This window comes from Nonomuraea bangladeshensis (assembly GCF_039529455.1).
Taxonomy (GTDB): Bacteria; Actinomycetota; Actinomycetes; order Streptosporangiales; family Streptosporangiaceae; genus Nonomuraea; species Nonomuraea bangladeshensis.
The window spans coordinates 456,541-482,033 of record NZ_BAAAMV010000006.1; the positions used below are offsets into that span (position 1 = coordinate 456,541).

21 protein-coding genes and 1 pseudogene are annotated in these 25,493 nt (G+C 74.0%); 7 read left to right on the top strand and 15 right to left on the bottom strand.

All coding sequences use genetic code 11. From position 1 onward, the window contains the following. Positions 1-9 precede the first annotated feature (9 nt). Positions 10-366 (top strand): STAS domain-containing protein, encoded by a 357-nt coding sequence (locus tag ABD292_RS21560; protein ID WP_344209914.1) that lies wholly within the window; start codon positions 10-12, stop codon positions 364-366. A gap of 5 nt (positions 367-371) precedes the next feature. Here ABD292_RS21560 and ABD292_RS21565 read toward each other — a convergent pair whose 3' ends face one another. Next, positions 372-1,343 (bottom strand): helix-turn-helix transcriptional regulator, encoded by a 972-nt coding sequence (locus ABD292_RS21565; protein ID WP_344209916.1) that lies wholly within the window; start codon positions 1,341-1,343, stop codon positions 372-374. Positions 1,344-1,496: 153 nt separating this feature from the next. Here ABD292_RS21565 and ABD292_RS21570 point away from each other — a divergent pair, with 153 nt between their 5' ends. Both ABD292_RS21570 and ABD292_RS21575 read left to right on the top strand, forming a co-directional pair. Then, a complete protein-coding gene (locus ABD292_RS21570) occupies positions 1,497-2,393 on the top strand; it encodes a hypothetical protein (RefSeq protein WP_344209919.1) in 897 nt (298 codons plus the stop codon). A gap of 43 nt (positions 2,394-2,436) precedes the next feature. Then, on the top strand, positions 2,437-3,411 hold the full coding sequence (locus ABD292_RS21575) for a threo-3-hydroxy-L-aspartate ammonia-lyase (protein ID WP_344209921.1): 975 nt from the start codon (positions 2,437-2,439) through the stop codon (positions 3,409-3,411). On the opposite strand, the gene ABD292_RS21580 is transcribed toward ABD292_RS21575, so the two are convergent. The 6 genes and pseudogenes from ABD292_RS21580 to ABD292_RS21605 form a co-directional block, all read right to left on the bottom strand. Then, positions 3,394-4,149 carry a methyltransferase domain-containing protein gene (locus tag ABD292_RS21580; protein ID WP_344209923.1) on the bottom strand — a complete coding sequence of 252 codons (756 nt, stop codon included), beginning with the start codon at positions 4,147-4,149 and terminating at the stop codon, positions 3,394-3,396. The two genes, ABD292_RS21575 and ABD292_RS21580, sit on opposite strands and share 18 nt — an antisense overlap. A 34-nt stretch (positions 4,150-4,183) precedes the next feature. Next, positions 4,184-6,364: an LLM class flavin-dependent oxidoreductase gene (locus ABD292_RS21585; RefSeq protein ID WP_344209925.1), complete on the bottom strand. Its 2,181-nt coding sequence runs from the start codon at positions 6,362-6,364 to the stop codon at positions 4,184-4,186. A gap of 12 nt (positions 6,365-6,376) precedes the next feature. Continuing rightward, positions 6,377-7,267: pseudogene (locus ABD292_RS21590) on the bottom strand (LLM class flavin-dependent oxidoreductase); the annotation flags it as partial. 108 nt (positions 7,268-7,375) lie between these two features. Beyond that, complete coding sequence (locus ABD292_RS21595; RefSeq protein WP_344209929.1) at positions 7,376-7,861, bottom strand: MarR family winged helix-turn-helix transcriptional regulator; 486 nt, start codon at positions 7,859-7,861, stop codon at positions 7,376-7,378. Between the two features lie 44 nt (positions 7,862-7,905). After that, the gene (locus ABD292_RS21600) at positions 7,906-8,694 is read right to left on the bottom strand and encodes a MerR family transcriptional regulator (RefSeq protein WP_344209931.1); all 789 of its coding nucleotides are present in this window, start codon (positions 8,692-8,694) and stop codon (positions 7,906-7,908) included. Between the two features lie 27 nt (positions 8,695-8,721). Next, a complete protein-coding gene (locus ABD292_RS21605) occupies positions 8,722-9,279 on the bottom strand; it encodes an NADPH-dependent FMN reductase (protein ID WP_344209933.1) in 558 nt (185 codons plus the stop codon). A gap of 124 nt (positions 9,280-9,403) precedes the next feature. Between ABD292_RS21605 and ABD292_RS21610 the strand changes: the two genes are divergently transcribed. Further along, positions 9,404-10,354, top strand: coding sequence for an AraC family transcriptional regulator (locus tag ABD292_RS21610; RefSeq protein ID WP_425565139.1), 951 nt, complete (start codon positions 9,404-9,406; stop codon positions 10,352-10,354). 38 nt (positions 10,355-10,392) lie between these two features. After that, entirely contained in the window at positions 10,393-11,802 is a 1,410-nt protein-coding gene (locus tag ABD292_RS21615) for a hypothetical protein (RefSeq protein WP_344209937.1), read from the top strand. Between the two features lie 9 nt (positions 11,803-11,811). On the opposite strand, the gene ABD292_RS21620 is transcribed toward ABD292_RS21615, so the two are convergent. Then, positions 11,812-14,562 carry an ATP-binding protein gene (locus ABD292_RS21620; protein WP_344209939.1) on the bottom strand — a complete coding sequence of 917 codons (2,751 nt, stop codon included), beginning with the start codon at positions 14,560-14,562 and terminating at the stop codon, positions 11,812-11,814. Positions 14,563-14,664: 102 nt separating this feature from the next. Between ABD292_RS21620 and ABD292_RS21625 the strand changes: the two genes are divergently transcribed. Both ABD292_RS21625 and ABD292_RS21630 read left to right on the top strand, forming a co-directional pair. Further along, complete coding sequence (locus tag ABD292_RS21625) at positions 14,665-15,282, top strand: LysE family translocator (protein WP_344209941.1); 618 nt, start codon at positions 14,665-14,667, stop codon at positions 15,280-15,282. A gap of 5 nt (positions 15,283-15,287) precedes the next feature. Continuing rightward, on the top strand, positions 15,288-15,827 hold the full coding sequence (locus ABD292_RS21630; RefSeq protein ID WP_344209943.1) for a TetR/AcrR family transcriptional regulator: 540 nt from the start codon (positions 15,288-15,290) through the stop codon (positions 15,825-15,827). Here ABD292_RS21630 and ABD292_RS21635 read toward each other — a convergent pair. From ABD292_RS21635 to ABD292_RS21665, 7 genes are all read right to left on the bottom strand, one after another. After that, a complete protein-coding gene (locus tag ABD292_RS21635) occupies positions 15,824-16,804 on the bottom strand; it encodes an MBL fold metallo-hydrolase (protein ID WP_344209945.1) in 981 nt (326 codons plus the stop codon). The two genes, ABD292_RS21630 and ABD292_RS21635, sit on opposite strands and share 4 nt — an antisense overlap. A gap of 189 nt (positions 16,805-16,993) precedes the next feature. Then, positions 16,994-18,190 carry a hypothetical protein gene (locus ABD292_RS21640; RefSeq protein ID WP_344209947.1) on the bottom strand — a complete coding sequence of 399 codons (1,197 nt, stop codon included), beginning with the start codon at positions 18,188-18,190 and terminating at the stop codon, positions 16,994-16,996. A 9-nt stretch (positions 18,191-18,199) separates the two neighbouring features. Next, complete coding sequence (locus ABD292_RS21645) at positions 18,200-18,580, bottom strand: RidA family protein (RefSeq protein ID WP_091080659.1); 381 nt, start codon at positions 18,578-18,580, stop codon at positions 18,200-18,202. 15 nt (positions 18,581-18,595) lie between these two features. Beyond that, entirely contained in the window at positions 18,596-19,663 is a 1,068-nt protein-coding gene (locus ABD292_RS21650; protein ID WP_344209952.1) for an alanine racemase, read from the bottom strand. A gap of 54 nt (positions 19,664-19,717) precedes the next feature. Further along, positions 19,718-21,319, bottom strand: a complete 1,602-nt coding sequence (locus tag ABD292_RS21655) for an N-acyl-D-amino-acid deacylase family protein (RefSeq protein ID WP_344209955.1) — start codon at positions 21,317-21,319, stop codon at positions 19,718-19,720. Positions 21,320-21,327: 8 nt separating this feature from the next. Then, positions 21,328-24,777, bottom strand: coding sequence for a DUF4153 domain-containing protein (locus ABD292_RS21660; protein WP_344209957.1), 3,450 nt, complete (start codon positions 24,775-24,777; stop codon positions 21,328-21,330). Continuing rightward, positions 24,774-25,457 carry a response regulator transcription factor gene (locus ABD292_RS21665; RefSeq protein ID WP_329584468.1) on the bottom strand — a complete coding sequence of 228 codons (684 nt, stop codon included), beginning with the start codon at positions 25,455-25,457 and terminating at the stop codon, positions 24,774-24,776. Before ABD292_RS21665 ends, ABD292_RS21660 begins: the two co-directional genes overlap by 4 nt. Positions 25,458-25,493 lie beyond the last annotated feature (36 nt).

A 25,493-nucleotide genomic window follows, 5' to 3' on the forward strand; every position in this document is an offset into this window, starting at 1 on the left:
GGAGCCTCGGTGCAGCAGGATCCCGGTCTGACCGTCACCTACCAACCGCATTCGGCTCGCATCCATGTGCTGGTCGTCGCCGGCGACCTCGACCACCACACTTCGCCGCGTCTTCAGGCGGCTCTCGACCAGGTCGCGCTCGCGCCCGGCGACGGGCTGGTGATCGACCTGTCGGCGCTGCCGTTCTGCGACTCCACGGGCATCTCCGTGCTGGTGACGGCGCACCAGCGGGCCCAGGAGGCCGGCGCCCGGCTCGCGCTGGCCGGGATGGAGCCCGACATCGCCCACGTCTTCAAGATCATGGGCCTGGACCGGCTGCTCTCCTTCTACGACAGCCGCGACCTGGCCATCGCCGCGCTGCAGTAGCGCGGTCAGCCCGGGTCCGCGGGCCCGGCGCTCGCGGCGAGCAGCCGCTCCCCCAGGGCCCGCGCCGCCCGCACCAGATCCGGACATCTCACGATCCGGTACGCCACCGGCAGCCTGGCCAGCTCCTCGGCGTACCAGGCCGGGTTGTTCGTGCTGCCCACCAGGCGGGTCGTGGCGGCGCCGAGCGGTTCCGGGCGGCCCATGACGCGGGAGAGCCAGCCCGCCACCCGCTCGGCGGGGGCCTCGACGACGACCTCGACCTCGTGGTCCCAGCCGACGGCCAGGTGCTCCTCCAGGACGGCGGCCGGGTCGAGCCCGGCGGGCGGCTCGAAGGGGACGTCGAGGACGTGCACGTCGCCGACCCGGTCGACCCGGTAGGCGCGGCGGCCGGCGGAGGTGTGGGACCAGCACAGCAGATACCAGCGGCCGTGGCGGACGACGACCGCCCACGGGTCCACCTCGATCGTCCGCTCGTTGCCCGCCTCGGAACGGTAGCCGAGCCGCGCCCGTCGGCGGGCCGAGCACGCCTGGACGAGGGCGGCCGTGATGCCCGGGTCCGGGCGGGCCGCCGCGCGGTCGGGCACGGGCGCCGTGGTCCGCCGGACCGCCTCGGCCTGGGCGGCCACCGGCTCGGGCAGCGCCCGCATGATCTTGCCGAGCGCGCTGCCGACCGGGTCGGACGGGTCGCCCGCGTCGTGGTGGCCGTCGAGCACCGCCATGACCAGGCCCAGGGCCTCGGCCGCGGTGAACGTCAGCGGCGGCAGCCGCAGCCCACGCCCGAGCCGGTAGCCGCCGTACGGGCCGCGGACCGCCTCGACGGGGATGCCGGCCTCGCGCAGGATGCCGATGTAGCGGCGGGCGGCGCGCTCGGAGACGCCGAGCCGGCCGGCCAGCCGGTCGGCCGTGATGCCGGGATGGCCCTGGAGCAGGTCGAGCGTCATCAGGGCCCGCGCCGTGGGGCTCGCGCCGGGCTCCATGGGGCCTCCGCTGCTGATCCGGAAGGGGAACGTCCGGAAGGGAACCTAACACGCGGTTTCTCATGTGGCTGAAAGTTCAATATTTCGGAACTTGTCCGCTGTAGCATCGGCGCGGCGTCACGGACGCCCGCACGATTCGAAAGGGACACCCCCATGCATTCCCCCTCAACGCTCACCGAGGTCCGGGAGCCACTTCCCACCGCGCCGGAGCAGGAGGACGGCGGCGGTGTCCTCACCGTCCTGGAGCGCATCGGCGCCGTGGTGGTGCCGGTCGGCGTCGCGCTGTACGCCGTGCTCTACCTCGGCATCGAGCAGGTCTACTGGGTCTTCGGCGTCAACCCGCAGCAGGCCGGCATCGACCAGTCCGTCCTGCTGGGCCGGCTCATGGGCACGCTCATCCTGCTCCTGCTGGCGCTCATCCCGGCCATCGGCGTCCTGGTCGGGCTCAGCTGGCTCATCGACAGGGTCACGCGGGGCGCGGCCGGCCGGCTGCTCAGGCGGCTGCGCGAGCGCCCGTGGATCGTGGCCGCGCTGGCCGCGCTGTGGTCGGGGGCGACGTACTGGGGACTGTTCAACCTGGTCGCCGACCTGACCCTGGGGCTCATGGTCGCCGTCGCCGTGGGGCTCGGCGTGCTCGCCTTCCTGGTGCCGTTCCGGCTGCTGCGCCGCAAGCGGGTGGGCCGCGCGGGAATGACGGTGCTGGTGGCCGCGCTGACCGGGCTCGGACTGGGCTTCGTGCTGATCCTCAGCCTGGTCAAGGGCGCGATCGAGGTGCAGGAGACCGGCCAGGCCAACGACCTGCTCGGCTATGTCGGCTTCCAGGACCAGTGGGCGGTGCTGCGGGACGCCGCCACCGACAAGCCGCTCTACGACGGCCGCTGGATGATGCTGCTCGGCGAGAAGGAGAACACCTACGTGTTCTACGACTGCGACAAGCAGGAGACCTTCCGCCGCTCGATGTCGACCACGAACCTCGGCAACCTGCAACTCGACCCGGACCGCGAGCCCGGCTTCCGCTGCGGCACCCTGGCCGAGGAGACCACCGGCTGACCTCCCGCTATCGTGGGTCTCCCCGCCACGAGGAGCAGCACTGATGCCCGACGCACTCCCGGTCACCCTCGACGACGTCCGTGACGCCGCGGCCCGGCTCAAGGGGGTCGCGCACCGCACGCCCGTGCTGCGTTCGCGCACGCTCGACGCGCTGGCCGGGGCCGAGGTCTTCGTCAAGGCCGAGAACCTCCAGCGGGTCGGGGCGTTCAAGTTCCGCGGCGCGTACAACGCGATCTCGCGGCTGACGCCCGAGCAGCTCGCGCGGGGCATCGCCACCTACTCCTCGGGCAACCACGCCCAGGCCGTCGCCCTGGCCGCGCGCGAGCTGGGCAGCAGCGCGGTGATCGTCATGCCGGAGGACACCCCGCGGCTCAAGCGCGAGGCCACCGCCGGCTACGGCGCGGAGATCGTCACCTACGACCGCTACACCGGCGACCGGGTGGCGATCGGGGAGGCGCTGGCCGCCGAGCGCGGGCTGACGCTCATCCCGCCGTACGAGCATCCGCACGTCATCGCCGGTCAGGGCACCGCGACGCTGGAGCTGATCGAGGAGGTCGGCGAGCTGGACGCGCTGGTCGTCCCCATCGGCGGCGGCGGTCTGATCGCGGGCAGCGCGACGGCGGCCAAGGGGCTGCTGCCCGGCATCCGGGTGATCGGCGTGGAGCCCGAGGCGGGCGACGACACCAGGCGCTCGCTGGCCGCCGGGGAGCGCGTGTCGATCCCGATCCCGCGCACGATCGCCGACGGGATGGCGGCCGAGATCCCCGGCGAGCTGACGTTCTCGATCAACAGGCGTCTGGTGGACGAGGTCGCCCTGGTCTCCGACGACGAGATCCGGCAGGCGATGCGGACGGCGTTCGAGCGGATGAAGACGGTCGTCGAGCCGAGCGGCGCCACGCCGCTCGCCGCGCTGCTGGCCGGGCGGCTGGGTGAGCCGCCGCGGCGCGTCGGCGTGATCGTCTCGGGTGGCAACGTGGACGTCGGTCGCTTCGCGGAGCTCCTAGCGGCTCACCCCTGACGCGACGAAGATCGGCAGGGCCAGGAACAGCCGGCCCGTCTCGGCGCGCCGGCGCTGCTCGGCGACCCACGCCGTCTCCTGATCGGCGTCGACGGCGCCGGCCGTGCGGGCCGCCGCGGCGAGCCCGGCCAGCACCGGCAGCATCGCCGCGTCCGTGAACACCTCGGTGCGCACCTCCGCGTGCACGTCCGAGAACCCGGCGTCGAGCAGCAGGTTGCGCTGCCGCCGGGCGGCCCGGGGCGCGGTCACCAGGTCGGCGCGGGCGTGCACCAGCCGCCGGGTGAGCGCCGGGTCGTCGGAGTCGATGACGAAGGTGTCCCAGTCCTGGCCGGCCAGCACGGCCCGGCCGCCGGGCACGAGCACCCGGCGCGCCTCCGCCAGCGCCCGCGCCGGCTCGGCCAGCTCGTGGAAGACCTTGTCGGCGCGGTATCCCGCCACCGAGCCGTCCTCCAGCGGCAGCGCGCAGGCGTCGCCGAGCCGGAAGTCGCCCTCCGGCCAGCGGTGACGGGCCACCGCGAGCATCTCCGCGCTGACGTCCACGCCGACCGGGCGCGCCCCGCGCCCGGCCAGCTCCGCGACCGCGCGCCCCGCTCCGCAGCCGACGTCCACCACGCCGGCCCCGGCCGACAGCTCCAGCAGCTCGTACGACCGGGCGCGCAGCGCGGCGGCCCCTGGCCGGGCATCCACCGCGTCCAGCCGCCGGACGAGCGCCTCCATCTGTTCCTTCGTCTCGGGCATGCCCTCCAGCCTGCGACCTCAGGTCGACCTGAGGTCAAGGCGTGATCGGGAAGTTGTCGCGGAAGACGTTGCCGGGGTCGTAGCGGCGCTTGAGCGCCCGCAGGCGGCTCAGGGTGGGCTCGGGGAAGGCGTCGTGGAGGCGTTCCGGGCGGGTGTCGGTCTCGAAGTTGAGGTAGAGGCCGGAGAAGTGGGGGCGCATCGCGTCCCAGAGGCGGTCCAGCCCTGACCTGCTGGAGCCGAAGGCGGCGAGGGAGAAGTTCGCCGAGCGGCCCGCGTACGCGGTGGCGTCCGCGGGCACGTCGGAGACCGCGCCCCCGGCCGCCCGGATGTGGAAGAAGTACGTCTGACCGCTCGCGACCAGGCGGGCGGCGGCCTCGGCCAGCTCGGGGGTGAGGTGGTCGGCGAGCGCGGAGCGGCTGACCGGCTCGCCCTGGCCGTGGTGCGGCCCCGGCGGCACGTTCATCAGCGCCGCGTACGGGAGGATCTGGATGCTGTGGTCGAGCAGCGGCGCGACGGCGGCGAGCGGGCGCAGGCGGTCCAGCACCGTCTCCGCGTCGTCGGCGTCCACCACGGCCATGACCTGGGCCATCGGCGGCTGACCGGGCTGCGGGCGGCCGAGGATGAGCGAGCTGGTGAGGTCCCTCGGCGCGGCCTCGACGACCGCTCCCCAGTCGCGCAGCAGCGCCGCCGGGTCCGAGGCGTCGAGGATCAACTGCGCGAAACCGACGTCGCCCACCTCGTCCACCTCGAACTCGAAGCTCGTCACGACGCCGAAGTTCGCGCCGGCGCCGCGCACGCCCCAGAACAGCTCGGCGTTCTCGGTGTCGTCGGCCCTGACCAGGCTGCCGTCCGCGAGCACCAGCTCGACGGCCCGCAGATGGTCGATGGTCAGGCCGTGCTCGCGGGCCAGCCAGCCGATGCCGCCCGCCGTCGCCAGGCCGCCGACGCCGACCCCGCCGTAGTCGCCGGAGGTGAGCGCCCAGCCGTACGGGGCCAGCGCCGCCGCCACGTCGCTCCACCGGGCGCCGGGACCGAGGCGTACCCGGCGGGTGGCCTTGTCCAGCGCCTCGATCGTGTTCAGGCGGGAGACGTCGAGCACGATGCCGCCGTGGTTGGTCGAACGGCCGCTGATGCCGTGGCCGCCGCTGCGGATCCCCAGCTTGACCGGCTGCGTACGGGCGAAGGCCAGCGCGTCGGCGACCTCGGCGGGCGTGCCGGGCCGCAGGACCAGACCGGGCGAGCCGCCCCGCATGTACGTGGAGCGGACGCGGGCATACCCCGCGTCGCCCGGCTCGACCCGTTCGAGATGGGCGGGGACGGCGTCGTAGGCGATGCCGGGATGGCGGCGGGACCGCAGGCCGAGGCGGGCGACCCTGGCCTCGCCGATCCCGCGGGCCGCGCGCTTCCCCGCCACGCTCTCGCGCAGGGCCGGGGCGAGTCGCGCGGCGAAGTCGCGCAGGTCGGCCTCGGACGGGTCGTCGAGCACGAACGTCCCGACCCCGTGCTCCACCGCCAGCGCCTCCATGAGCTCGGCAGCGCCGGCGGGCAGGACCGCGACACGCTCGATCTCCCGGGGGTCACGCCCCGCGGCCCGCGCGGCCTCGTCCACCGCCGCCTGCGCGGCGGCGACCCCGGCCAGGTCGTCCTGGAGCCGGAACAGTAAGCCGTCGGCCGTGGTCCCCGCCAGGCGCAGGGCGTGGGGCTCCGTGCCCGCGACCCAGATCGGGATGTTGTGGGCGGGCGCGGGACCGCGAGGAGCGCCCGCCACCTCGTAGTGCTCGCCGGCGAAGCGGAGCGGCGCGGACTCGCCCTCCGCCCAGACGCCGCGGATGATCTCGACGGCCTCCTCCAGGGCTGCCGCCGCCTCTTCGGCCGGCAGCTCCTGGACGCCCTCACGGGGGTCCCACCGTCCGGTGGGGCTCAGCCCCAGCTCAAGCCGCCCGCCGGCGAGCAGGTCGAGGCTCGCCGCCGCGCGGGCCAGCACGGCGGGCGGGCGCGCGGCCCCGTCCAGCGGCCCGGCGGCGATCCTGACGCGCGTGGTCCGCGCCGCGGCCCAGCTCATCGAGGTCCACGCGTCCACGCCCTCGGAGGTCTCGGCGAAGAGCACGAGGTCGAGCCCCAGCTCCTCGGCCAGCGCCGCCCGCGCCACGGCCTCCTCGGCCGGCCCGCCGGCGGCGATCCGCGTCCCGAAACGCAACGGCTGCCCGTAGTCCATCGCTCACCTGCCCGCGCGCTCGGCGGCCACGAGCCGGCGCGTCTCGGGCGCGACCTCCTGGCCGAACGTCCGCAACGTCACCGGGTCGTCGGCCATCACGATGTAGGTGCCGATCCCGTACCGCAGGGAGATCGCGGCGAGCTGTTCGGCCCACTGCCGGGGCGGCCCCGACAGCAGCCGGTCGCTGGGCGGGCCGAAGCGCCCGCCGATGTTGAGCAGCCGGCGCACCGCGCCGGGCTCCCGCCCCGCGGCCAGCGCCGCCTCGTCGATGATCGCGTTGCCCTCGTCGAGCTGGTCGAGGCTCTGCAGGTACGACAGCGACGGCAGCCATCCGTCCGCCTTCGTCCCGACGAGGCGGAGCATGCGCGGTTTGTAGGCCCCCAGCCAGATCCCGATGTCGTGCGCCGGAGCGGGCCCGCGCTTGGCCCCGTTGACCTGGTAGTACGTGCCGTCCACGCGGAACCGCCCGGTGTTGCCCGCGTCCCAGAAGCCGCGGATGACGTCGATCGCCTCGTCGAGCGCGCCCACGGCCTGCGCCGGGGTGAGCCGCCGCCCGCCCATGGCCTCGATCGCGTCCCAGAAGCCCCCCGCGCCCAGCCCCAACTCGAACCGCCCCCCGCTGAGCAGGTCGAGGCTCGCCGCCGCGCGGGCGAGCACGGCGGGCGGGCGCAGCGGCAGGTTCGTGACGTTGGCCGAGACGTGCACCCGCTCGGTGCGCGCGGCGACGTAGCTGAGCAGCGTCCAGGTGTCGAGGAAGCCCGGCTGGTACGGATGGTCCTGGAACGTCACGAGGTCCAGCCCCGCGTCCTCGGACTCCCGCGCCAGGCCGACCACCTGCTCCGGCGCGGCGTTGGCGGGCGTGATGAACGACCCGAACGTCAGGTCGTGGCCGTAGTCAGGCATGTGATCCCCTCGGGATATGTGCGGCTCCACAAACCGTATGCGGTGGAGATGTGTTGTCAAACCGCACATCTCGGAGCAGTATTCCCTCCCTGCGCCCGCTACGGGGGTTCAGCCCAGCAGCTCGTCCACGACGTCACAGGGGTCGGTGCCGGCGTCCACGTCGGCCACGCCGCACGCCACCCGCCGCAACAGGCCCCTGAACGCCTCCCGCTCCTCCGGCGACAGCGACCGCAGCACGTGGTCCTCGACCGCGCGCACCTGCCGCTCCAGGTCGCGCAGCACCGCGACCCCCTGCTCCGTGGGCACGATCTTGCGCTGCCGCCGGTCGGCGGGGTTGGGCCGCCGCTCCACGAGCCCCGCCTCCACCAGGTCGTCGATGAGGTACGTCATCACCGTCCTGTCGATGCCGAGATGGGCGGCCAGGGCGAGCTGGCTCGGCTGGTCGCCGTGGACGACGGTGGACAGCGTCTGGTAGCCACGCGGACCGTGCGGAAGGTCCTTCAGCACCCGGCCCATCGAGCCGTGCAGGGCGCGCAGCAGCACACCGAGGGACCAGCCGAAGTCGCGCTCGTCTGCCTTCTCCTCGACGGTCATACTTCGCAATATACTGCTGGGCCGACCATCTGCCCGACCACTCGTCAGGCGTCCAGAGGAAGCATGAGGTGGGTGACGAGCCGGTCGGGCTCGGTGGTGGCCGGGTCCGAGACGTACACCTCCCGGATCGGCCCGCGCAGCGGATGTCCTCGCTCGGCGCACCACGCCAGGACGGCGTGCGTGGTGAGCATGATCTGGTCGTACGGGCCGACGTGGGTCGCGCACACGAACGTGCCGCCGGGCAGCCTCTCCAGGCCGACGCCCGCCCCCTCCCACGCGGGGTCGCCGGGATCGACGACGAGCCCGGCCCGTACCTCGAAGGCGTCCTCCAGCTCGACAGGGAACAGCCCGACGAGCCGCGGCGGGCCGGTGCGGGGCCGCGCCCGCAGCAGGCGGGCGATCGCGGCCGAGGTGGCGCGGCCCACGTCGGCGGGCCCGGCCGCGCTCTCGCGCTCCACCGCCACCGTCCGGTCCGGCTCGGTGACGACGCGCACCGGCGTGGCGGGCAGCCCGTCGGCCATCACCCGCTCCAGCGTCGCCAGCGTCCGCCGCCGCCGGGCCAGCTCGGCCTCCAGCGTCTCGCGCACCCCCACCAGGGCGTCCGCCGCGCCCCCCAGCACCTCGGCGATGACCGGCAGCGGCACGTCCAGCGAGCGCAGCAGCCCGATGGACAGCGCCTGCCTGGCCTGCGCCCGCCGGTAGTAGCGGTAGCCGGAGGCGGCGTCCACGTACGCAGGGGGCAGCAGCCCCAGCTCGTCGTAGTGCCGCAACTGCTTGACGCTCAACCGGCTGAGCCTGGCGAACTGCCCGATCGGCAGGAGATCTCCGTCCACGACTCAAGCATGGCCCTCCCCGCGACCTCAGGCGCGCAGCGGCAGGAGGGCGCCGCCCCAGGCGAGGACCTGGTCGAGGACCATGCCGAGGCGCTCCTCGTGCATGGCGGCCGGGCGGAAGTCCACGCCGTTCTCGAAGTCGGTCCAGTACGACAGCGTGACCTGCGCCGGCACGGTGGCGACGCCGAGCATGGCGAGCACGTGCCGCAGGTGCTCCACCGCCCGCACCCCGCCGTCCACGCCGTAGCCGACGAAGCCGGCGGCCTTGTTGCCCCACTCGGCGTACAGGAAGTCGACGGCCGTCTTGAGCACCCCGGGGAAGGAGTGGTTGTACTCAGGCGTCACGAAGACGAACGCGTCGAAGGACGCGATCTTGTCCGCCCACCGCCGGGTGTGCTCATGCCGGTAGTCGCCAGAGGCCGCCGCCATCGGCTCGTCCAGGTGGGGCAGCTCGAAGTCGGCCAGATCCACCACCTCGTACGTGGCGTCGCCGCGCTTGACGGCCAGATCGTGCACCCAGCGGGCCACCGCCTCGCCGTTGCGGCCTGGACGGGTGCTGCCGAGGATGATGCCTACTCTGATCATGACAACGCGCCTTTCCTTCAGTGACTGTCGCGGTGCGCACACCACCGTAGGCCGGACCGCAGAGCGTATGAATGCTTCAGCGGCTCTACTTTTTGCTTCATCGTCTACGTGGTTAGATTGCGGGGTGGACATGCTCAGTGATGTCGTCGCCCTCATGCGGATCGGGCGGCCGGTCTCGGCCCGCGTCACCTGGCGGGCCCCCTGGGGAGTGGCGATCCCGCCGCAGCCCGGATCCGCGGCGTTCCAGGTGGTGCTGCGCGGGTCGTGCTGGCTCATCCCGCCGAGCGGCGAGCCGATGGCGCTGAGCGTCGGCGACGTGGTGTTCCTGCCGCACGGCCACGGATACGCGCTCGCCGACAGCCTCGACACGCCGCTCACCGAGCAGGCCGGCGAGCCGTGCGAGGGGGGCGCGCTGTCCTCCTTGACGGCGTGCGGGGGCACGGGCGCCGAGACCGTCACCGTCTACGGCTCCTACCGCACGATCCCGGCCCGCGCCCACCCCATCTTCGGCGCGCTCCCCGAGGTGATCCACCTGCCGACGACGCTCGGCCGCCACCCCGAGCTCAGGGCCACCGTCGAGCTGCTCGGCAACGAGATCGCCACGCCCCGGCCGGGTGGCGGCACCGTGGTCACGTCCCTGCTCGACATGCTCCAGCTCCTCATCCTGCGCGCTTGGTTCGAGACGTCGCCGGGCGTGTGCGATCACAAGGGGTGGGCGCTGGCGCTGGCCGACCCGTCGATCAGCAAGGCGCTCGACGCCGTGCACAACGATCCGGCGCACCGCTGGACGGTCGGCGAGCTGGCCGGCCGCGCGGGGCTGTCGCGGGCCGGGTTCGCGCGGCGGTTCACGGAGCTGGTGGGGCAGCCGCCGTTGACGTACCTCACGTGGTGGCGGATGGGCGTGGCGGCCCGGCTGCTGCGCGAGGACCACGTGCCGGTGTCGGAGGTGGCGGCGCGGGTCGGCTACGGGTCGGAGTTCGCGTTCAACAACGCCTTCAAGCGGGAGTTCGGGATCGCGCCCGGCCGTTACCAGCGGCAGGCGTGCGCGGAGAACAAGGCGGCTTTGGACGGGTAGCTGGGGCAAATGGTGATGAACTGCCCCACAATGGAGGGATGGCATACCCTCCTCAGCCTCCGCAGCCCCACCAGCAAGGACAGTGGGGCCCGCAGGCACAGGGACCTGGCCGACCGGGATACGGCCCGCCGCCCGGCCAGGGCCAAGAGCCGGACCCCGGCCCCGCCCAGCCTCCCTACGGGCAGCAGGGATACGTGCCCACCGCCGAGGCGTACGGCCAGCCGCCGGCCCCCCAGGCGTACGCCACCCCACAGGAGTACGGCATGCCGCCGGGCCCCCAGGCATACGCCACCCCAGGGACCCAGCCCCCGCCACCGGGCCCCGCCTTCCCACCCCACCAGCACGCCCCCGCCCCCGGCCAGGGCCAGGGAGCATCCGTCCCGGGACCGGGACACGACCCGGCGCAGGGACAGGGCTACCCGCCCGCCCCGGGTTTCCCTCCGGGCCAGGGGGTTCCCGCCCCAGGACCGGGCCACGACCCGGCTCAAGGACAGGGCTACCCGCCCGCTCCGGGCTTCCCTCCCGGGCAGGGCCACCCGCAGGGACAGGGTTACGGCCCCGGACAGGGTTACGGGCCCGGGCAGGGTTACGGCCCCGGGCAGCAGCAGGGGCACCCGCAGCCGCAGGGGGTTTCGGGGGCGCAGGCCGTCCCGATGGGGTACGGCCAGCCACCCGCCCCGGGCGGCAACCCGTACGGGCCGTACCCTCCGTACGGCCCTCCGCCCAAGCGCCGCAACACCGGCCTGATCATCACCCTCTGCGTCGTCCTGGGCGTGCTCCTCCTCGGCGGCGGCACCGTCGGCGTGATCGCCTACCTCAACCGCGCGGACCCGGCCACCACGACCGCCCTCACCACCACCGCCCCGACCCCCGCCCCGTCGGAGCCGCAGCAGTCGGCGGCCCCGTCCGACGCCCCCACGTCCGACCCGGACCCCAGCCCCTCATCCACGACCGCCCCGCCCTCCTCGGCCGACTCCCCGCTCCGGCACGACGAGTTCAAGGACTGGAACTTCCAGCTCGGCAGCGTCAAGTTCGCCGCCCAGAAGGTCGCCGGCTGGACCTACGACACGTGCGACGCGGTGGACGGCGAGGGCGTGCTGGCCAAGTACGACTGCCAGAGCGCCGTCCAGCTCGCCTACTCCGCGTACGGCGGCCACCTCAAGGCGGTGCAGCTCATCATGGCCTTCCCGTCCACGGCCGACGCCAAGAGCGCCTCCAACCGCCTGCAGAAGCTCACCTCCGACGCCGTGAAATGGCGTACGGACAAGACCCACAAGAAGTACACGTACGGCAAGATCCTGTCCGGCTCGGCCCTGAAGTACGTGCTGGTCACGATCGTCACCGCGGACAGCTCGGCGGCCAAGGCCAAGGCGTCGAAGTTCCAGGCGTACCTGCAGACCGACCATGCGAACTACTTCGTCATGCGCGGCGAGGCCCTGACGAGCTGACGGGACGGGCTACAGCAGCCCGGCCCGGCGGGCGGACGCCGCGGCCTGGGTGCGGGTGGCGGCCTCCAGCTTGGCCAAAATGTTCGACACGTGCACGCTCACCGTCTTCTGCGCGATGAACAGCCGCTCGGCGATCTCCCGGTTCGTCAGCCCCTCGGCGACCAGGCGCAGCACCTCCAGCTCGCGCGCGGTCAGCGAGCCCGGACCGCCGGGCCCGCCCCCGCCGCCGAAGCGGGCCCGGCGGCCGAACTCGGTGAGCGCGTTCTCCAGCGGCGTCGCCCGCAGCTTGCCCGCCGTCTCCCTCGCCAGCTCCCACTCCGCCTGCGCCGCCTCGCGCTCGCCGTGGACCAGCAGGGCCTCGGCCAGCCGCCAGCGGGAGCGGGCCACCTCGTACACGAAGCCGAAGTCGAAGGCCGCGACGACCCGGCGCCACAGCTCGACGTCGTGCCGCCCGTGGGCGCGGTGCCACTCGGCCTCGGCCCGCAGCCCCCAGGCCAGCCCCTCGGGCCCGAGATGCCCGGGCTGGCCCGCGGGGCCGTGCTCGACCGCGAAGCGGGCCCGTTCGAGCAGGTCGTCGGCCTCGGCCCGGTCGAAGTCGCCGAGCTCGGTCATGGCGGCGAGCCCGAGCGCGGACAGCCGGATCGCCCCCGCCTCGCCGGGAGTGAGCGGCGCCAGCGCAGCGCGTACGTGCTCCAGGGCCGCCACGGGGTCGCCCTGCCAGAGCGCGTGGTCGGCGGCGAGCCCCCGGGACATGTAGGCGACCAGGTCGTCGGACCAGAAGGGCCGCAGCCAGCTCAGCCGGCTCTCCACGCCGGGCAGCCCCCGCCCGACCTCGACGAAGAGCGAGAACGACGACAGCGTGGCCTCCGGCTGGGTGCCCACCCGCACGGGGAAGGTGGCGGCGACCGCCTCGGCCTGGTCCCACTCGCCGGCCACGTAGTGGATGAGGAAGCGCAGGAAGCGCAGGTCGGTGCCGTAGGTGCTCCACTTGAGCCCGGTGTCGAGCGCCATCCTGATGCCGTCGTCGGCGACCTCGGCGGCGTCGTCGAGCCGGCCCTGCTCGTAGTGGATGCGCGCGTGGTGGAAGCGGGCGCGCAGGTCCATCGCGAGGTCGCAGGTGGTGAGGCCGGAGGCGGTCTCGATCAGCTCGTGGGCGCGGGCGATGTCGCCGTGGTATTCGCGGTAGGTGGCCAGCGTGAGCAGCGCGCCGACCTCGGCGTCGGCGGCCCCGGCGGCGCGGGCGGTGTCGAGCGCGCGGGTGGCGAGGGCCTCGACCTCCTTGAGCCGCGGGCTCCAGAACAGGGTGCGGGCATGGGTGGCGAGGGCGCGGGCGAGGTCGGCGTCGTTGTCGGCGCTCGCGACGGCGCGCTCGGCGGCGGCGATGGCGCCGGCCGGGTCGTCGGTCTCCCACAGGTAGTAGGCCAGGCGCTCGCTCACCTCGGACGTGGGCGGCAGCGCGCGGAGCTGGACCACGGCGCGGTGGTTGTCGCCGCTGTCGGCGGCCATGATCGCGCTGCGGAAGGCCAGCGCGGCGCGGCTCTCGCCGGTCAGCCCGGCGGCGTCCTCGACCTGGTCCCACAGGCTGAGCGCCCGGTCGTAGTGGCTGTGGGCCTCGGCGGGCGCGCCCAGCCGTTCGGCGAGCCGGCCCGCCTCGGCGGACGCCTTGAGCGCGCCCGCGAGGTCGTGGCCGGCGAGGTAGTGGTGGGCCAGCTCGGCGGGCGCGGTGAGCAGGCGGGCGAAGGCGGCGTGCAGCCGGGTGCGCTCGCCGGGCAGCAGGTCGGTGTAAACGGCCTCCTGCAGCAGCGCGTGGCGGAAGGTGTAGCCGAAGCCGTCGACCCGGAGCAGCCCGCGCGAGACGATCTCCCTGACCGCCTCCTCGAACTCGGCCAGCGGCAGCCCGGACACCTCGCGCAGCAGCTCGTCCTCCACCCGGCGGCCGGCCACGGCGGCGGCCCGCAGCACCCGCTGGCTCTCCTCGGACAGCACCTCGACGCGGGACATCAGCAGGCTGGCCAGCCCGTCGGGCAGATTGTCGCCCTCCGCGAGCGCCGCGAACAGCTCCTCGGCGTAGAACGGGTTGCCGTCGGCCCGCGCGACGATCTCGCCCAGCTCCTGGGCGCCCACCCGGCCCATCGTGGCGACATAGTCTGACAGATCGCCCGAGCTGAGCGGCCCCAGCTCCACGCCCGTCACCGTGGGCAGCCGCTTGAGCTCGGCCAGCACCGACCGCAGCGGATGGCGGCGGTGCAGGTCGTCGGTGCGGTAGGTGCCCATGACGCAGACCTGCTCGGCCTGGAGCATGCGGCTGAGGAAGACCAGCAGGTCGCGGGTGGAGCGGTCGGCCCAGTGCAGGTCCTCGATCACGAACAGCACCGGCTGTACGTCGGCCAGCAGCCCGAGCAGCGAGCCGAACAGCCGCTGCTGGGTGAGCCCGGCGGAGGGCGCGCTCTCGGTGCCGGGCAGGAGCTGGCCCAGCAGGGGGTGGGCGGCGGCGGACTCCCGCACCGCGGGCTCGGCGCCGCGCAGCGCGTCGGCCAGCGGCAGGTAGGGCAGCGCGTCGCCGAGCTCGGCGCACTGGCCGACGAGCACGTGGAAGCCCCGCTCGCGGGCCCGCGTCACCAGCTCGCCGACCAGCCGGGTCTTGCCGATCCCCGCGTCGCCGCCGACGAGCGCGACGCCGGCCGTGCCTTCTGTGGCGGACTCCAGCACCCGCACGAGTCTGTCCAGCTCAACCGAGCGCCCGACGAGAAGTCCGTTCACGCCACAACTATGCCACGCCGGGCCGACACCTTATTTGGTCCGGAAAATCGGCTTCCCATTGGCCCGGACGTCAGGACCAAAGCCGACCTATGCTTCGGAGCCGTGATCTCCCTCACGGCGTACGCCTTCTTCGTCACCGCCGCGCTCGCCCTCGTGCTGATCCCCGGCCCGAACCACCTCTACATCACCGCCCGCGGCCTGGCCCAGGGCCGGACGGCGGCGCTGGCCAGCGCCCTCGGCGTGGAGGCCGGCACGCTGGTGCACATCGCCGCCGCCGCGGCGGGGCTGTCGTACCTGATCTCGCGGTCGGCGACGCTGTTCGCGGTCGTGAAGTGGGCGGGCGTGGCCTACCTCGGCTACCTGGCCTTCCGCGCGTTCACCGGCGGCGGGCAGGAGGAGGGCGCCACGCCGCCCCCGCAGCCGCTGCGCAAGGTGTTCCTGGAAGGGATGCTGGTCAACGTGCTCAACCCCAAGGTGGCGCTGTTCTTCCTGGCGTTCCTGCCGCAGTTCGTCCGTCCCGAGGCGGGCTCGCCGGCGCTGCAGATCGTGCTGTTCGGCCTGACGCTGCTGCTGCTCGGCCTGCTTTCGGACCTCGTGTACGCCTGGACCGCCGGCGCGCTCGGCGGCCGGCTGCGGAGCCGGGCGAGGACCCTGCGTCGCCTCAGCGGCGTGGTCTACCTGGGTCTCGGCGTGGCCACGGCGTTCGCCGGGAGAAAATGAGGCGCATGGCCCCGAGGAAACAGCAGGAGATCTTCGACGCGACGTTGCGGCTGGTCGCCGAGAAGGGCTACGACGGGCTGACCGTCGAGGGCGTCGCCGAGCGGTCGGGCGTCAACAAGACGACGATCTACCGGTGGTGGCCGTCCAAGGCCGCGCTGCTCGGGGCGGCGCTGGTGGAGTCCGACGTGCTGGGGTTCGAGCCGGTCGACACGGGCAGCCTGCGCGGCGACCTCGTGGCGCTGGTGGAGGGCGTGATCCGGCTGCTCACCGAGCCGCCGGCCGCGGACATCGCGCTGGCCGCGCTCGCCGCCGCCGTCCGCCACCCGGAGCTGGACGCCCGCCACTTCTTCGCCGACCGCCTCGCGAAGGAGCGGGAGATCTTCGAACGGGCCGCGCGGCGCGGCGAACTGGCCGCCTCGGCCGATCCGATGCTGGTGATCGACCTGCTGGCGGGGGCGGTGTGGGCGCGGGTGGTCCTGCGCGGGCTGCGCGCGCCGGACGACTTCGCCGCCAAGGTCGTCTCGGCCCTGCTCGACGGCGTCTAGCTCCTGCGCGGAGCCTGGCCGCCGGCCGCCTCCTGATCCTGGGCGATGCGGCCGCGCAGCATGACCTCCATGACCTTCATGAAGCGCTGCGCCCTGGCACGGCCGATGATGAACGGGTTCGCCGTCCTCGTCGGGTCGGCGCGCAGCTCCTCGATGCGCGCCAGGCCGTGGTCGGCCCCGCCGTGGTTGTTCAGCTCGACCTCCACCCCCGCCCGCCGCATCGTGGCCGCGAAGGCGAGGACGGAGGACAGGGTCGCGCGCTTGCCCTCGATCGCGGCGGGCGGATTGGTGCCGCCCCACAACATCGCGGTGTGCCGGCGCCCCTTCCAGCGCACCGGGAAGATCGGCGAGACGGTGCCCGGCGTGTGCCCGGGAGTGTGGTGGAAGGTGACCGTGGTGTCCCCGAGGGTGAGTTTCTGTCCGTCGGCGATCACCAGGTCCCGCTTGGGCGCGTTGGCGGGGCGTTCGGCGGCGACGAGGTCCCAGTCGGCCCGGCTCATCAGGACGCGGGCGCCGTACCGGTCCGCCAGGAGCTGCGCGCCGCCGAAGTGATCGTCGTGCCCGTGGGCGACCACCACGTACTTGATCTGGGCGGGGTCCGCGCCCACGGCGCGCAGCCCCGGAACGATGATCTTCTCGGCGTCGTCGGGCGAGCCCATCGCGTCGATGAGGATGACGCCCCGAGAGGTGAGCAGCGCCGTGGCCTGGACGAAGCTGGTGCCCAGCACCGCGACGTCGTCGAAGATCCGCATCGGTGCGAGGGGCTTCGCGGTCGGCATCGTCAGGTCCGGCCCGAGCGCTTTGACCAGGGCCCGCAGGACCGGGTCCTGGCCGGCCAGCCTGGCCGCGCGGTCGTAGTAGCGCTGCGCGCTCTCCGGGGCGGCGGCCGACGCCTCGGCCGGGCGGCCCGCCAGCGGCAGGAGGGCAGCCGCGGCCAGCAACGCGCGGCGAGACGGAACGGACTGTCCGAAGGACATGGGTGGGACACCTGCTTTCAGGGGCTGCGGAACTCGATGCGACCGGCCCCGATGGACGTCGATGCAGGCCCAGCAGACCAGAGGTGATCACTGACGTCCAATAGTGGTATGGGAGGCCCAGCGATAAGGAAGCGAATATCGAAGCTGGTCAGGGCCGCACGGTCCGGTGCGCGGGGCCGCTTCCCCCGTCTAGAGGGCTTCGGCGAGCGCGGCCGGGATGCGGTCGAGCACCGGATGCGGGGCCAGCCCGTACGCGTAGAAGTCGACCGCGAGCGCCCCCGCCGCCTTGGCCGCCCGCGCCTTGGCCACGAGCCGGTCGAGCGAGTCGCTGTCGGGATGGCCGGGCCGCAGCACCGCCCGCACCTCGCGGTCCTTGCCGACCGAGCGCAGGTAGGCGCCCACGTCGTCGGCCACCCGCGCCGCGTCGCGGGCGTAGGCCAGCACGCCGAACGCCGGCACCAGATCGCCCAGCGCCACCAGGTCGACGCCGAGCTGCCAGGCGTCGTGCGCGGCCAGGCCGGGCGTGGGCAGACCGTCGGCGTAGCCCTTGACGGCGCCCGTGGAGTCGATGAACACCAGCTTGGAGCCTTCCTCGGCGACCGCCGAGGCCACCTCCGAGACCAGCGTCGTGACGGTCTCCGAGCGGGCGCGGGCGTAGGCCACGACGTCGGGCCCCGCGTACGCGGTGAGCGCCGCCCGGGTCACCTCGCCCTGCGCGGGCGGGTCGCCGTCGAGCACCCGCCCCACGATGCGCGCGCACTCCTCGCGCGCCATCTCGGCGTCCACGCCCAGGTCGGCGGCGCGGCGCAGGCAGTAGTCGCAGAAGCAGAGGCCGAACAGGTAGGCGTCCATAGGCCCGAGCGGCACGAACGACCGCTCGGCCGCGAGCGGCTGGAAGTGCAGCGCCTCGGCCACCACGCTCTCGACGCCGAGCCGCGCGACGGCTCTGGCCAGCGCGACGGCGTATTCGCGCACGTCGGGGTGGGCGGGGCACAGGTCGGCGGGTGAGCCGCGGTCGCCGAAGCAGTCGCGTACGGTGACGTCGGGATGCTCGGTGCCGAGCGTCGCGTTGCGCAGGAAGACCGTCCAGCCGTGCAGCTTCATGGACCGCTTCGCGCACGCCTCGCGCAGGCCGTCGAGCACGGCGGCGTGACCGGGCACCGGCCACAGCCGCCGGCCGTCGAACAGCTCGGCCGGCGGGGTGAAGTGCGCGGCGTCGTGGCGTACGGTCAGCCTGGACAGCCCGTGCGGGGTGACGTCGCGGGCGGCGTGGTGCGCGACACCGACGGTGACGCCGGCGACGCCATACCCGCTGATCCTGTCGAGCACCCGCTCGACGCCCTCACCGCGCAGATCCTCGGCGAAGACGTATACCGAACTGTCCACGAGCGAACTTTACGCGCTCTTGTGCGCGACGAAGTCGATCTCCACCAGGATGCCCAGGAGCTGGGAACCCACCGTGGTGCGCACGGGGTAGGGAGCGTTGAAGTACGACTTGTAGACCTCGTTGTAGGCGGCGAAGTCGCGCTCGACGTGCTGCAGGTGGACCGTGGACTTCACCACGTCGTCGAAGCCGAGCCCGTGCGCGGCGAGGATCGCGCCGAGGTTGCGCATGACCTGATGAGTCTGGGCGGCCACGTCGTCGCCGACGAGCTCACCGGTGTGCGGGTCGAGCGGCCCCATGCCCGAGGTGAAGACGAAGTCGCCCACCACGAGGCCCTGCGAGTAGGCGCCGATGGGGGCGGCGCCTTCGCTGGTGCGAAGCTCCTTTTTCACGTAACGCTCCAAAAGTCAGTGGAAATCGGTGCTGAGCGTGCCTACGACACGGTAGTCCTCGTCCACCACGGGCAGCATCCGCCACTTGTCGAAAGCCGTGCAGGGATGGGAGATGCCGAAGGACACCAGGTCACCGGGCACGAGCCCGTCGGCGCGCAGCAGCGTGTGCTGGTCCTGCATCTTGAGCACGGTCACGCCGTCGCGGTGCGGGATCGGCAGGCCCTCGTCGTAGGGGGCGTCGCGCTTGCCCATGCCGACGATCGCGAGGCCGGGCTCCGGCACCGACAGCACGTACGCCCACACCTCCAGCGCCGGGCGCAGCTCGCCGCCGATGCGGGTGAACGGGGTGCGCTCGCGGTAGTAGCCCTCGTCGTGGGTGACGTACGCGCCGCTGCGCAGCAGGATCCGGGCCTGGACGGCGGCCAGCTCGCGCCCGATCACGTCGAACCACTGGCTGCCGCCGACGGAGAGGATCGGGTTGCGGACGCGCAGGTGCTCCAGGGCCTCGGTCAGCGTGTCCAGATATTTCCGTACGTGGTGGGCGTCCGGCAGGCCGCCCTCGTACCCGGCCACCCCGGCGACCTCGACCCCTGGCGTCTTCGCCGCGTGCGCCGCCACCCGCAGGAACTCCTCCAGCGTGCGGCACCCGGCCCGGCCGCCCGCGTGCCCCAGCTCCACCAGCACCCGGAACGGCCGCTCCCCGGCGTGCTCGGCGAGGATGTCGAGGCCTGCCACGGAGTCGGCGAAGCTCAGGAACTCGAATCCGGGATCCGCCGCCAGCTCCGCCGCCGCCCAGTCGAGCCCGGCCCCGCTCACGACCTGGTTGGCCACCACGATCCGCCGGGCGCCGAAGGCCCGGACCGCGCGGGCCTGGCGGGTGTCGGCCACGGTCAGCCCCCACGCGCCCGCCGCGAGCTGCAGCTCCGCGATCTCCTTCGACAGGTGCGTCTTGGCGTGCGGCGCCAGCTCCATGCCGTGGTCGCGGGCGAAGGCCGCCATCGTCGCGATGTTGTGCTCCAGCGCGTCCCGGCGCACCACCATCAGCGGAAACTCGTAGTCGCCCTCGAAGAGCACTGCAGACACGGGACCCCCTCCATCCGCGTCCGACCCTATTACAGTGATCATGATCGGCGGCGGTCAGGGACGTAGCGCGCGGCCGGGGAGTGCCCCGGTCAGCTCGCCCCCGGCCAGCACCGGGACGCCCGACACGAGCACGTCGGCGACGCCGGTCGCGAGCTCGCGCGGCTCGGCGTACGTGGCCCGGTCGGCCACGGTGGCCGGATCGATCACCACCAGGTCGGCGGCGAACCCCGTACGCACCAGCCCCCGGTCGCTCAGCCCGAAGCGGCGGGCGGGATGCGCGGCGAGGTGCACGGCGGCCTGCTCCCACGTCCAGTCGCCCAGCTCCCTGACATGCCGGCCGAGGAACCGGGCGAAGGCCCCGAACCCGCGCGGATGCGGATGACCGCCGACGTAGATGCCGTCGGAGCCGCCGGTGTGGGACGGGTGGCGCAGCATGCGGCGTACGGACTGCTCCCCCTCGGGCCCCTCGTCCGGGCGGGCCGACACGACGCCCGCCTCCAGCCGCGTCTCGATGAGCAGGCGGCGGCACAGCTCGGCCGGGGACACCCCCGCCCGCTCGGCCGCCGCAACCACGGTCAGGCCCTCCGTCCACTCCATGCCGGGGGCGTGCGAGACGGTCAGCCGGGGCCAGGTGGCGTCGAGCCCGGGCCACCACTCGTCCAGGTCGGCGGCGGCGATCAGCTCCAGCGCCCGGCCGGTCTCGGCGGCGGGCACGGACGGCGGCAGGACCACCATCGCCAGGATCGTGTTGCCCCGCAGGTAGGGGTAGGTGTCGAAGGACAGGTCGACGTCGCGGGCGAGCGCGTCGCCGACCAGCGGCAGCAGCACGTCGGCCGGGCCGTGCAGGTGGGAGACGTGCACGGCGGCGCCCGACCGGGAGGCGATGTCCACGACCTCGGCCATGCCGACCCCGGCGCCGGGTCCGTAGGCGCGCATGTGGGTGACGTAAGGGAGGCCGCCGAGCGGCCGGCACAGCGCGGCCAGCTCCTCGGCGTCGGCGTAGCGGCCCGGCAGGTATTCCAGCCCGGTGGACAGCCCGGCCGCGCCCTCCGCCAGGCCGCGCTCGACCCGCCTCAGCATCGCGGCCAGGTCGTCGGCGGAGGCCGGGGCGGACGAGGGGCCCATGACGTCGTAGCGGATCGTGCCGTGGGGCAGCAGGTAGGCGGTGTTGACCGCGACCGCCCGGTCGTAGGAGCCCAGCAACTCCGCGACGCTCAGCGGCCCCTCACGCAGCGGCCCCTCGGGCAGCGGCTCCTCATACGGCGGGCCCTCACCCGGCGCCCCCGCCCTCAGCCGGCTTTCGTGCAGGGGGCCGTTGACGGCGGCGAAGTAGCGGGAGGCGTAGGCGACGGTCTCGGCCGAGCCGGGCGCGAACGACAGGCCGTCCTGGCCGAGCACGAACGTCGTCACCCCCTGCCGCAGCGCGGCCCGCTGCACCGCCGGGTCGAAGACGGCCGCGTCGCCGTGCGCGTGGCAGTCGACGAACCCCGGCGCGACGAACCGGCCGCTCGCGTCGATCACCGTCGCCGCCTCGGCGGTCTCCAGCCGGCCCACGGCCGCGACGCGGTCGCCGCTCACCGCCACGTCGGCCCGGAACGGCGGGGCTCCCGTGCCGTCGAGCACCCTGCCGCCCCGGATGATCACGTCGAAGCTCACCCCGAGATTCAATCAGAGGAGTACGACCGGCGCTGGCCGCAATCCGCCCTCCTGTAGACAGGGTGCGCGGCCAGCAGGTCGCGGGCCTGCGCGCGGGCCAGATTCCAGCCGTTCCAGGGGTCCGGCCGGTCCAGCTCGTTCGCCGAGACCACGTCGGCCAGCACGCAGCTCCGCTGCGGCTCCGGCAGCCGGTCGAGCGCCGGCACCGCCTCCGCGCCGAGATCGCCCAGGTAGTCGGAGTCCAGGTTGGCGACGCCACGCACCTCGACCTGCGTGGCCGCGACCCGCAGATCCGGGTTGACCAGCGCGAACGCGCCCAGCCCGAGCCCCGTCACCAGCACGATCGTCCGCGGCAGCCAGCCCGAGCCGCGTCCCGTCAGGCGGGCCGCCCCGGCCAGCAGCACCAGCGCGAACACCGCCCCCAGCCACCAGACCGTGGCCTGCACCGACAGCCGCAGCCGGGACAGGCCGTAGGCGTCGGTGTAGAGGTTCATCCGGTGCAGGGCCGAGGCCAGCACCACCATGGTCAGGCCGCAGAGCACGCCCAGCAGCCCGGCCAGCACCCAGCGCTCCCGCCGCCCGGTACGCAGCAGCCCGGCCGCCGCCGCCACGATGCCGAGCACGAACACGCTGACCACGACGAGCTGGAAGAAGCCCTGCCTGGCGTACTCGGCGTAGGTCAGCCCGGCCGTCCGCAGCACCAGCGTGTCGCCGCCGAACAGCGCCGTGATCTGCACCGCCACGAACGACGCGAACAGCAGGTTCACCGCCGTGAGCGGCACCAGCCACACGCTCCTGCTCACCGCGAACTTCCGCTGCGGGCCCACCGGGTCGTTCACGGGCCGCAACGCGACCAGCACCACGGCCGCCAGCAGCACGGCGAACAGCACGAACAGCACGATCCGCCCCGGTATCGACTCCGCCCACGCGGGGGCGGTCACCAGGCGCTCGGCGTACGAGGCGAACACCGCGTCCGCCGAGGCGAACAGCAACCCGAACACCAGCAGCAGCACCGCCGTGATCCCGAGCGCCGCCACGGTCGGCAGCACCCGCCGCCGGGCCGTGAGCTTCTTCAACGGCCCGGCCAGGAACCACGGCACCGGGCCCAGCGCCAGCAGCACCGACAGGCCGCCCCTCAGCACCCCGAGCCAGCCGGCCCCGGCCCCCGACACCGCCAGCGCGCCCAGCCCGGCCCCCGCCACGAGCAGGATCCCCACCAGCCAGTCGGCGTCCCGCACCGCCGCCATCGAGATCAGCCCGTACGCGGTGAGCCCGAACGCCACCGACCACGGCGTCATCCGCCTGGCCACGGCCGGCAGCGCCGCCGCGCCGAGCACCATCGACACGAGCACGATCCCCAGCCCGACCTGCGCCTCCGGCAACGCCACGGCCGCGAACACCCCGCCCCCGCCGGCCGCCGGCAACAGCCAGCGCGGCGGCGCGGGCAACTCGGGCCGAGGAAACAACGGCGGCGGAACGTACGAGGGCGGCCCGTAACCCGGCCCGTGCGAGGGCGGCCCGTACGACGGAGGCCCGTACGACGGCGGCCCATGACCCGCCGCCCCCCGCCCCTCCGGCCCGCCCGGCGCCTGCCCCATCGGAACCCCACCCCACAACACCGGCCCCACAGCCTCGGACACCCCCACCGGCTGCCCGGAAGCTTGACCCCCGGGCCTCGGCGTCGTGGCCGCCGCGGCATGCGCGGGCTGCGCGGGCGGTGTGGGCTGGGAAGTGCCGGGCATCGCGGACGTGCCTGCGGTCACCGCCGCGCCCGGCGTCACGGCCGCGCTGCCCGTCGCCGCCATTGGACCAGGCGTCACGGGTGCGCCCGGCGTCGCCGCTGCGCCCGGCGTCGCCGCTGCGCCCTGCGTCGCAGCTGTGGCCGGCGTCGTAGTGGGACCGGTTTGCGTCGCTTGTTCCCCGGGTGTCGCCGGGGAATCCGTCGGTTGTCCCTCTGTGCTCATCGCAGCCCCGCTTTCCTGTCCCGCATATGTCATCGGTCGCGCCGGATGGACCGGCCGCGCCACCTGAGCCATCTGGTACGCCAGCGCCGCCGCCCGCCGGGCCGAGCCCGCGCCCAGGGCCGCGCCGAACGCGCCCACCCCCGCCGTGCACAGAACGAGCGTCACGAGCGCCAGCCCGTCCGAGACGGCCACGCTGACGAACACGGCGGCGAAGATCCCTAGCAGGAAACCGACCATGATCCCGACAACCCCGCCGCCGACCACCCGTACGAGCCCCGAACCCGGCGACGGCACGGGCACCCCCGCCCCCACCCCCACCCCCGGACCGGGAGCCACGACCCCAGCCGCAACGGGCGTCCGGCCCTCGGCCGCGGGCTCCAGCACGGGTTCGCCGACTTCCACCGCAAGGGGCGCCCGCCCGCCTTCCGCGGCCACCGCACCCCCGGCCTCGGTCGGCGGCGAAAGACCGTCCACCCGCACGGGAGCGTCCTGAGCCGACTCCGGCATCGTCCTCCCTGGTAACTCGACGACCATGCGGCACCCCGCCCCCTCGTCGATCCGCACCGCTCCCCCGTGCAGCTCGACGATCTCCTTCACGATGGCCAGCCCGAGCCCGGCCCCGCCGGAGTCGGCGGCCCGCCCGGAGTCCAGGCGGGAGAACCGTTCGAACACCCGCCCCCGCTCCGCCTCCGGGATGCCGGGCCCGTGGTCGGCGACGGCGACCCGTACCCCGGCCCCGTGCGCCGCCCCGCTGACGGTGACCACCCCGCCGGACGGGCTGTGCCGTACGGCGTTGTCCAGGAGGTTCGCGAGGACCTGCGCGAGCAGGTCGGGGTCGGCCCGCACCACCAGTCCCGGCGGCACCTCGGCGCGGATCACGACGTCCTCCCTGGCCAGCCCGGCCTCACGCACGGCCTGGTCGACGAGCGGCGCGAGGGTGACGGCCTCGGCCTCGATGAGCCGCGCCCCGCTGTCCAGCCTGGACAGGTCGAGGAGCTGCGCGACTAGCCGGCCGAGCCGTTCGGTCTGGGCGAGCGCGGTGGCCATGGTGACGGGGTCGGGCGCGGAGACGCCGTCCACGACGTTCTCCAGCACGGCGCGCAGGCCGGTGATGGGCGTGCGCAGCTCGTGGCTGACGTTGGCGACCAGCTCGCGCCGCTGGCGGTCCACCTCGCCGAGGTCGGCGGCCATGGCGTTGAACGCCCTGGCCAGCTCGCCCACCTCGTCGCGGGAGGTGGCGCTGACCCGCAGCTTGTAGTGGCCCTTGGCGATGGTCTGGGCGGCGCGGGCCATCTGGCGCAGCGGCTTGGTCATCCCCATGGCGAGGAGCTGCACCATGATCAGCGCCAGCACGACGGCGACCGCGATACGCACCTCGCGCGACAGCCCCGAGTTGATCCCGACCTCGTTGACCACGAAGGCGGTGCCGACGGCGAGCACGATGACGATGCCGAGCTTGACCTTGATCCGCCCCAGGAAGTCGAGCGGCCTCATCGCCGTACCAGGGCGTAGCCGACGCCGTGCACGGTCCGTACGACGTCGGGGCCGAGCTTGCGGCGCAGCGCCCGTACGTGGCTGTCGACCGTCCTGGTGGCGGCGGCCTCGGAGAAGCCCCACACGTCCGACAGCAGCCGGTCGCGCTCGAAGACCTGTCCAGGCCGCTCGGCGAGCCGCCGCAGCAGGTCGAACTCGGTACGGGTGAGCTGCGCCTCGCTGCCGCGCACGAACACCCGGCGGGCGGCGGTGTCGATCTCGACCTCGCCCACCCTGATCACGGTGTCCTCGGCGGCGAGCTGGGCGGCCCGCTCCACCCGGCGCAGCAGCGCGTGGATGCGCGCGACGAGCTCGCGCATGCTGAACGGCTTGGCGAGGTAGTCGTCGGCCCCGACGCCAAGCCCGACCAGGACGTCGGTCTCGTCGCCGAGCGCGGTCAGCATGAGCACGGGCACCGGCCGGGCGGCCTGCATGCGCCGGCACACCTCCAGCCCGTCCAGGCCGGGCAGGAGCCGGTCGAGGATCACCAGGTCGGGCTCGGCCCTCGCGTACTGGACGAGGGCGTCCTGCCCGTCGCCCGCCACCCGGACGTCGAACCCCTCGGCGGCCAGGCGGTTCCGTACGGCCAGGGCGATCGTCCGGTCGTCCTCGACCACGAGAATGCGTCGCTGCTCTGCCACGTACGGAAGCGTAGAAGCGGGCTGTGCAGACCACAC

What these genes read in the sequence shown, in the direction of transcription:
- ABD292_RS21575 (WP_344209921.1), top strand. Translation starts at nt 2,437, where the DNA reads ATGCCCGACGCACTCCCGGTCACCCTCGACGACGTCCGTGACGCCGCG.
- ABD292_RS21570 (WP_344209919.1), top strand. Translation starts at nt 1,497, where the DNA reads ATGCATTCCCCCTCAACGCTCACCGAGGTCCGGGAGCCACTTCCCACC.
- ABD292_RS21595 (WP_344209929.1), bottom strand. Translation starts at nt 7,861, where the DNA reads ATGACCGTCGAGGAGAAGGCAGACGAGCGCGACTTCGGCTGGTCCCTC.
- ABD292_RS21635 (WP_344209945.1), bottom strand. Translation starts at nt 16,804, where the DNA reads ATGTCCTTCGGACAGTCCGTTCCGTCTCGCCGCGCGTTGCTGGCCGCG.
- ABD292_RS21605 (WP_344209933.1), bottom strand. Translation starts at nt 9,279, where the DNA reads ATGATCAGAGTAGGCATCATCCTCGGCAGCACCCGTCCAGGCCGCAAC.
- ABD292_RS21615 (WP_344209937.1), top strand. Translation starts at nt 10,393, where the DNA reads ATGGCATACCCTCCTCAGCCTCCGCAGCCCCACCAGCAAGGACAGTGG.
- ABD292_RS21580 (WP_344209923.1), bottom strand. Translation starts at nt 4,149, where the DNA reads ATGCCCGAGACGAAGGAACAGATGGAGGCGCTCGTCCGGCGGCTGGAC.
- ABD292_RS21565 (WP_344209916.1), bottom strand. Translation starts at nt 1,343, where the DNA reads ATGGAGCCCGGCGCGAGCCCCACGGCGCGGGCCCTGATGACGCTCGAC.
- ABD292_RS21630 (WP_344209943.1), top strand. Translation starts at nt 15,288, where the DNA reads ATGGCCCCGAGGAAACAGCAGGAGATCTTCGACGCGACGTTGCGGCTG.
- ABD292_RS21660 (WP_344209957.1), bottom strand. Translation starts at nt 24,777, where the DNA reads ATGAGGCCGCTCGACTTCCTGGGGCGGATCAAGGTCAAGCTCGGCATC.
- ABD292_RS21585 (WP_344209925.1), bottom strand. Translation starts at nt 6,364, where the DNA reads ATGGACTACGGGCAGCCGTTGCGTTTCGGGACGCGGATCGCCGCCGGC.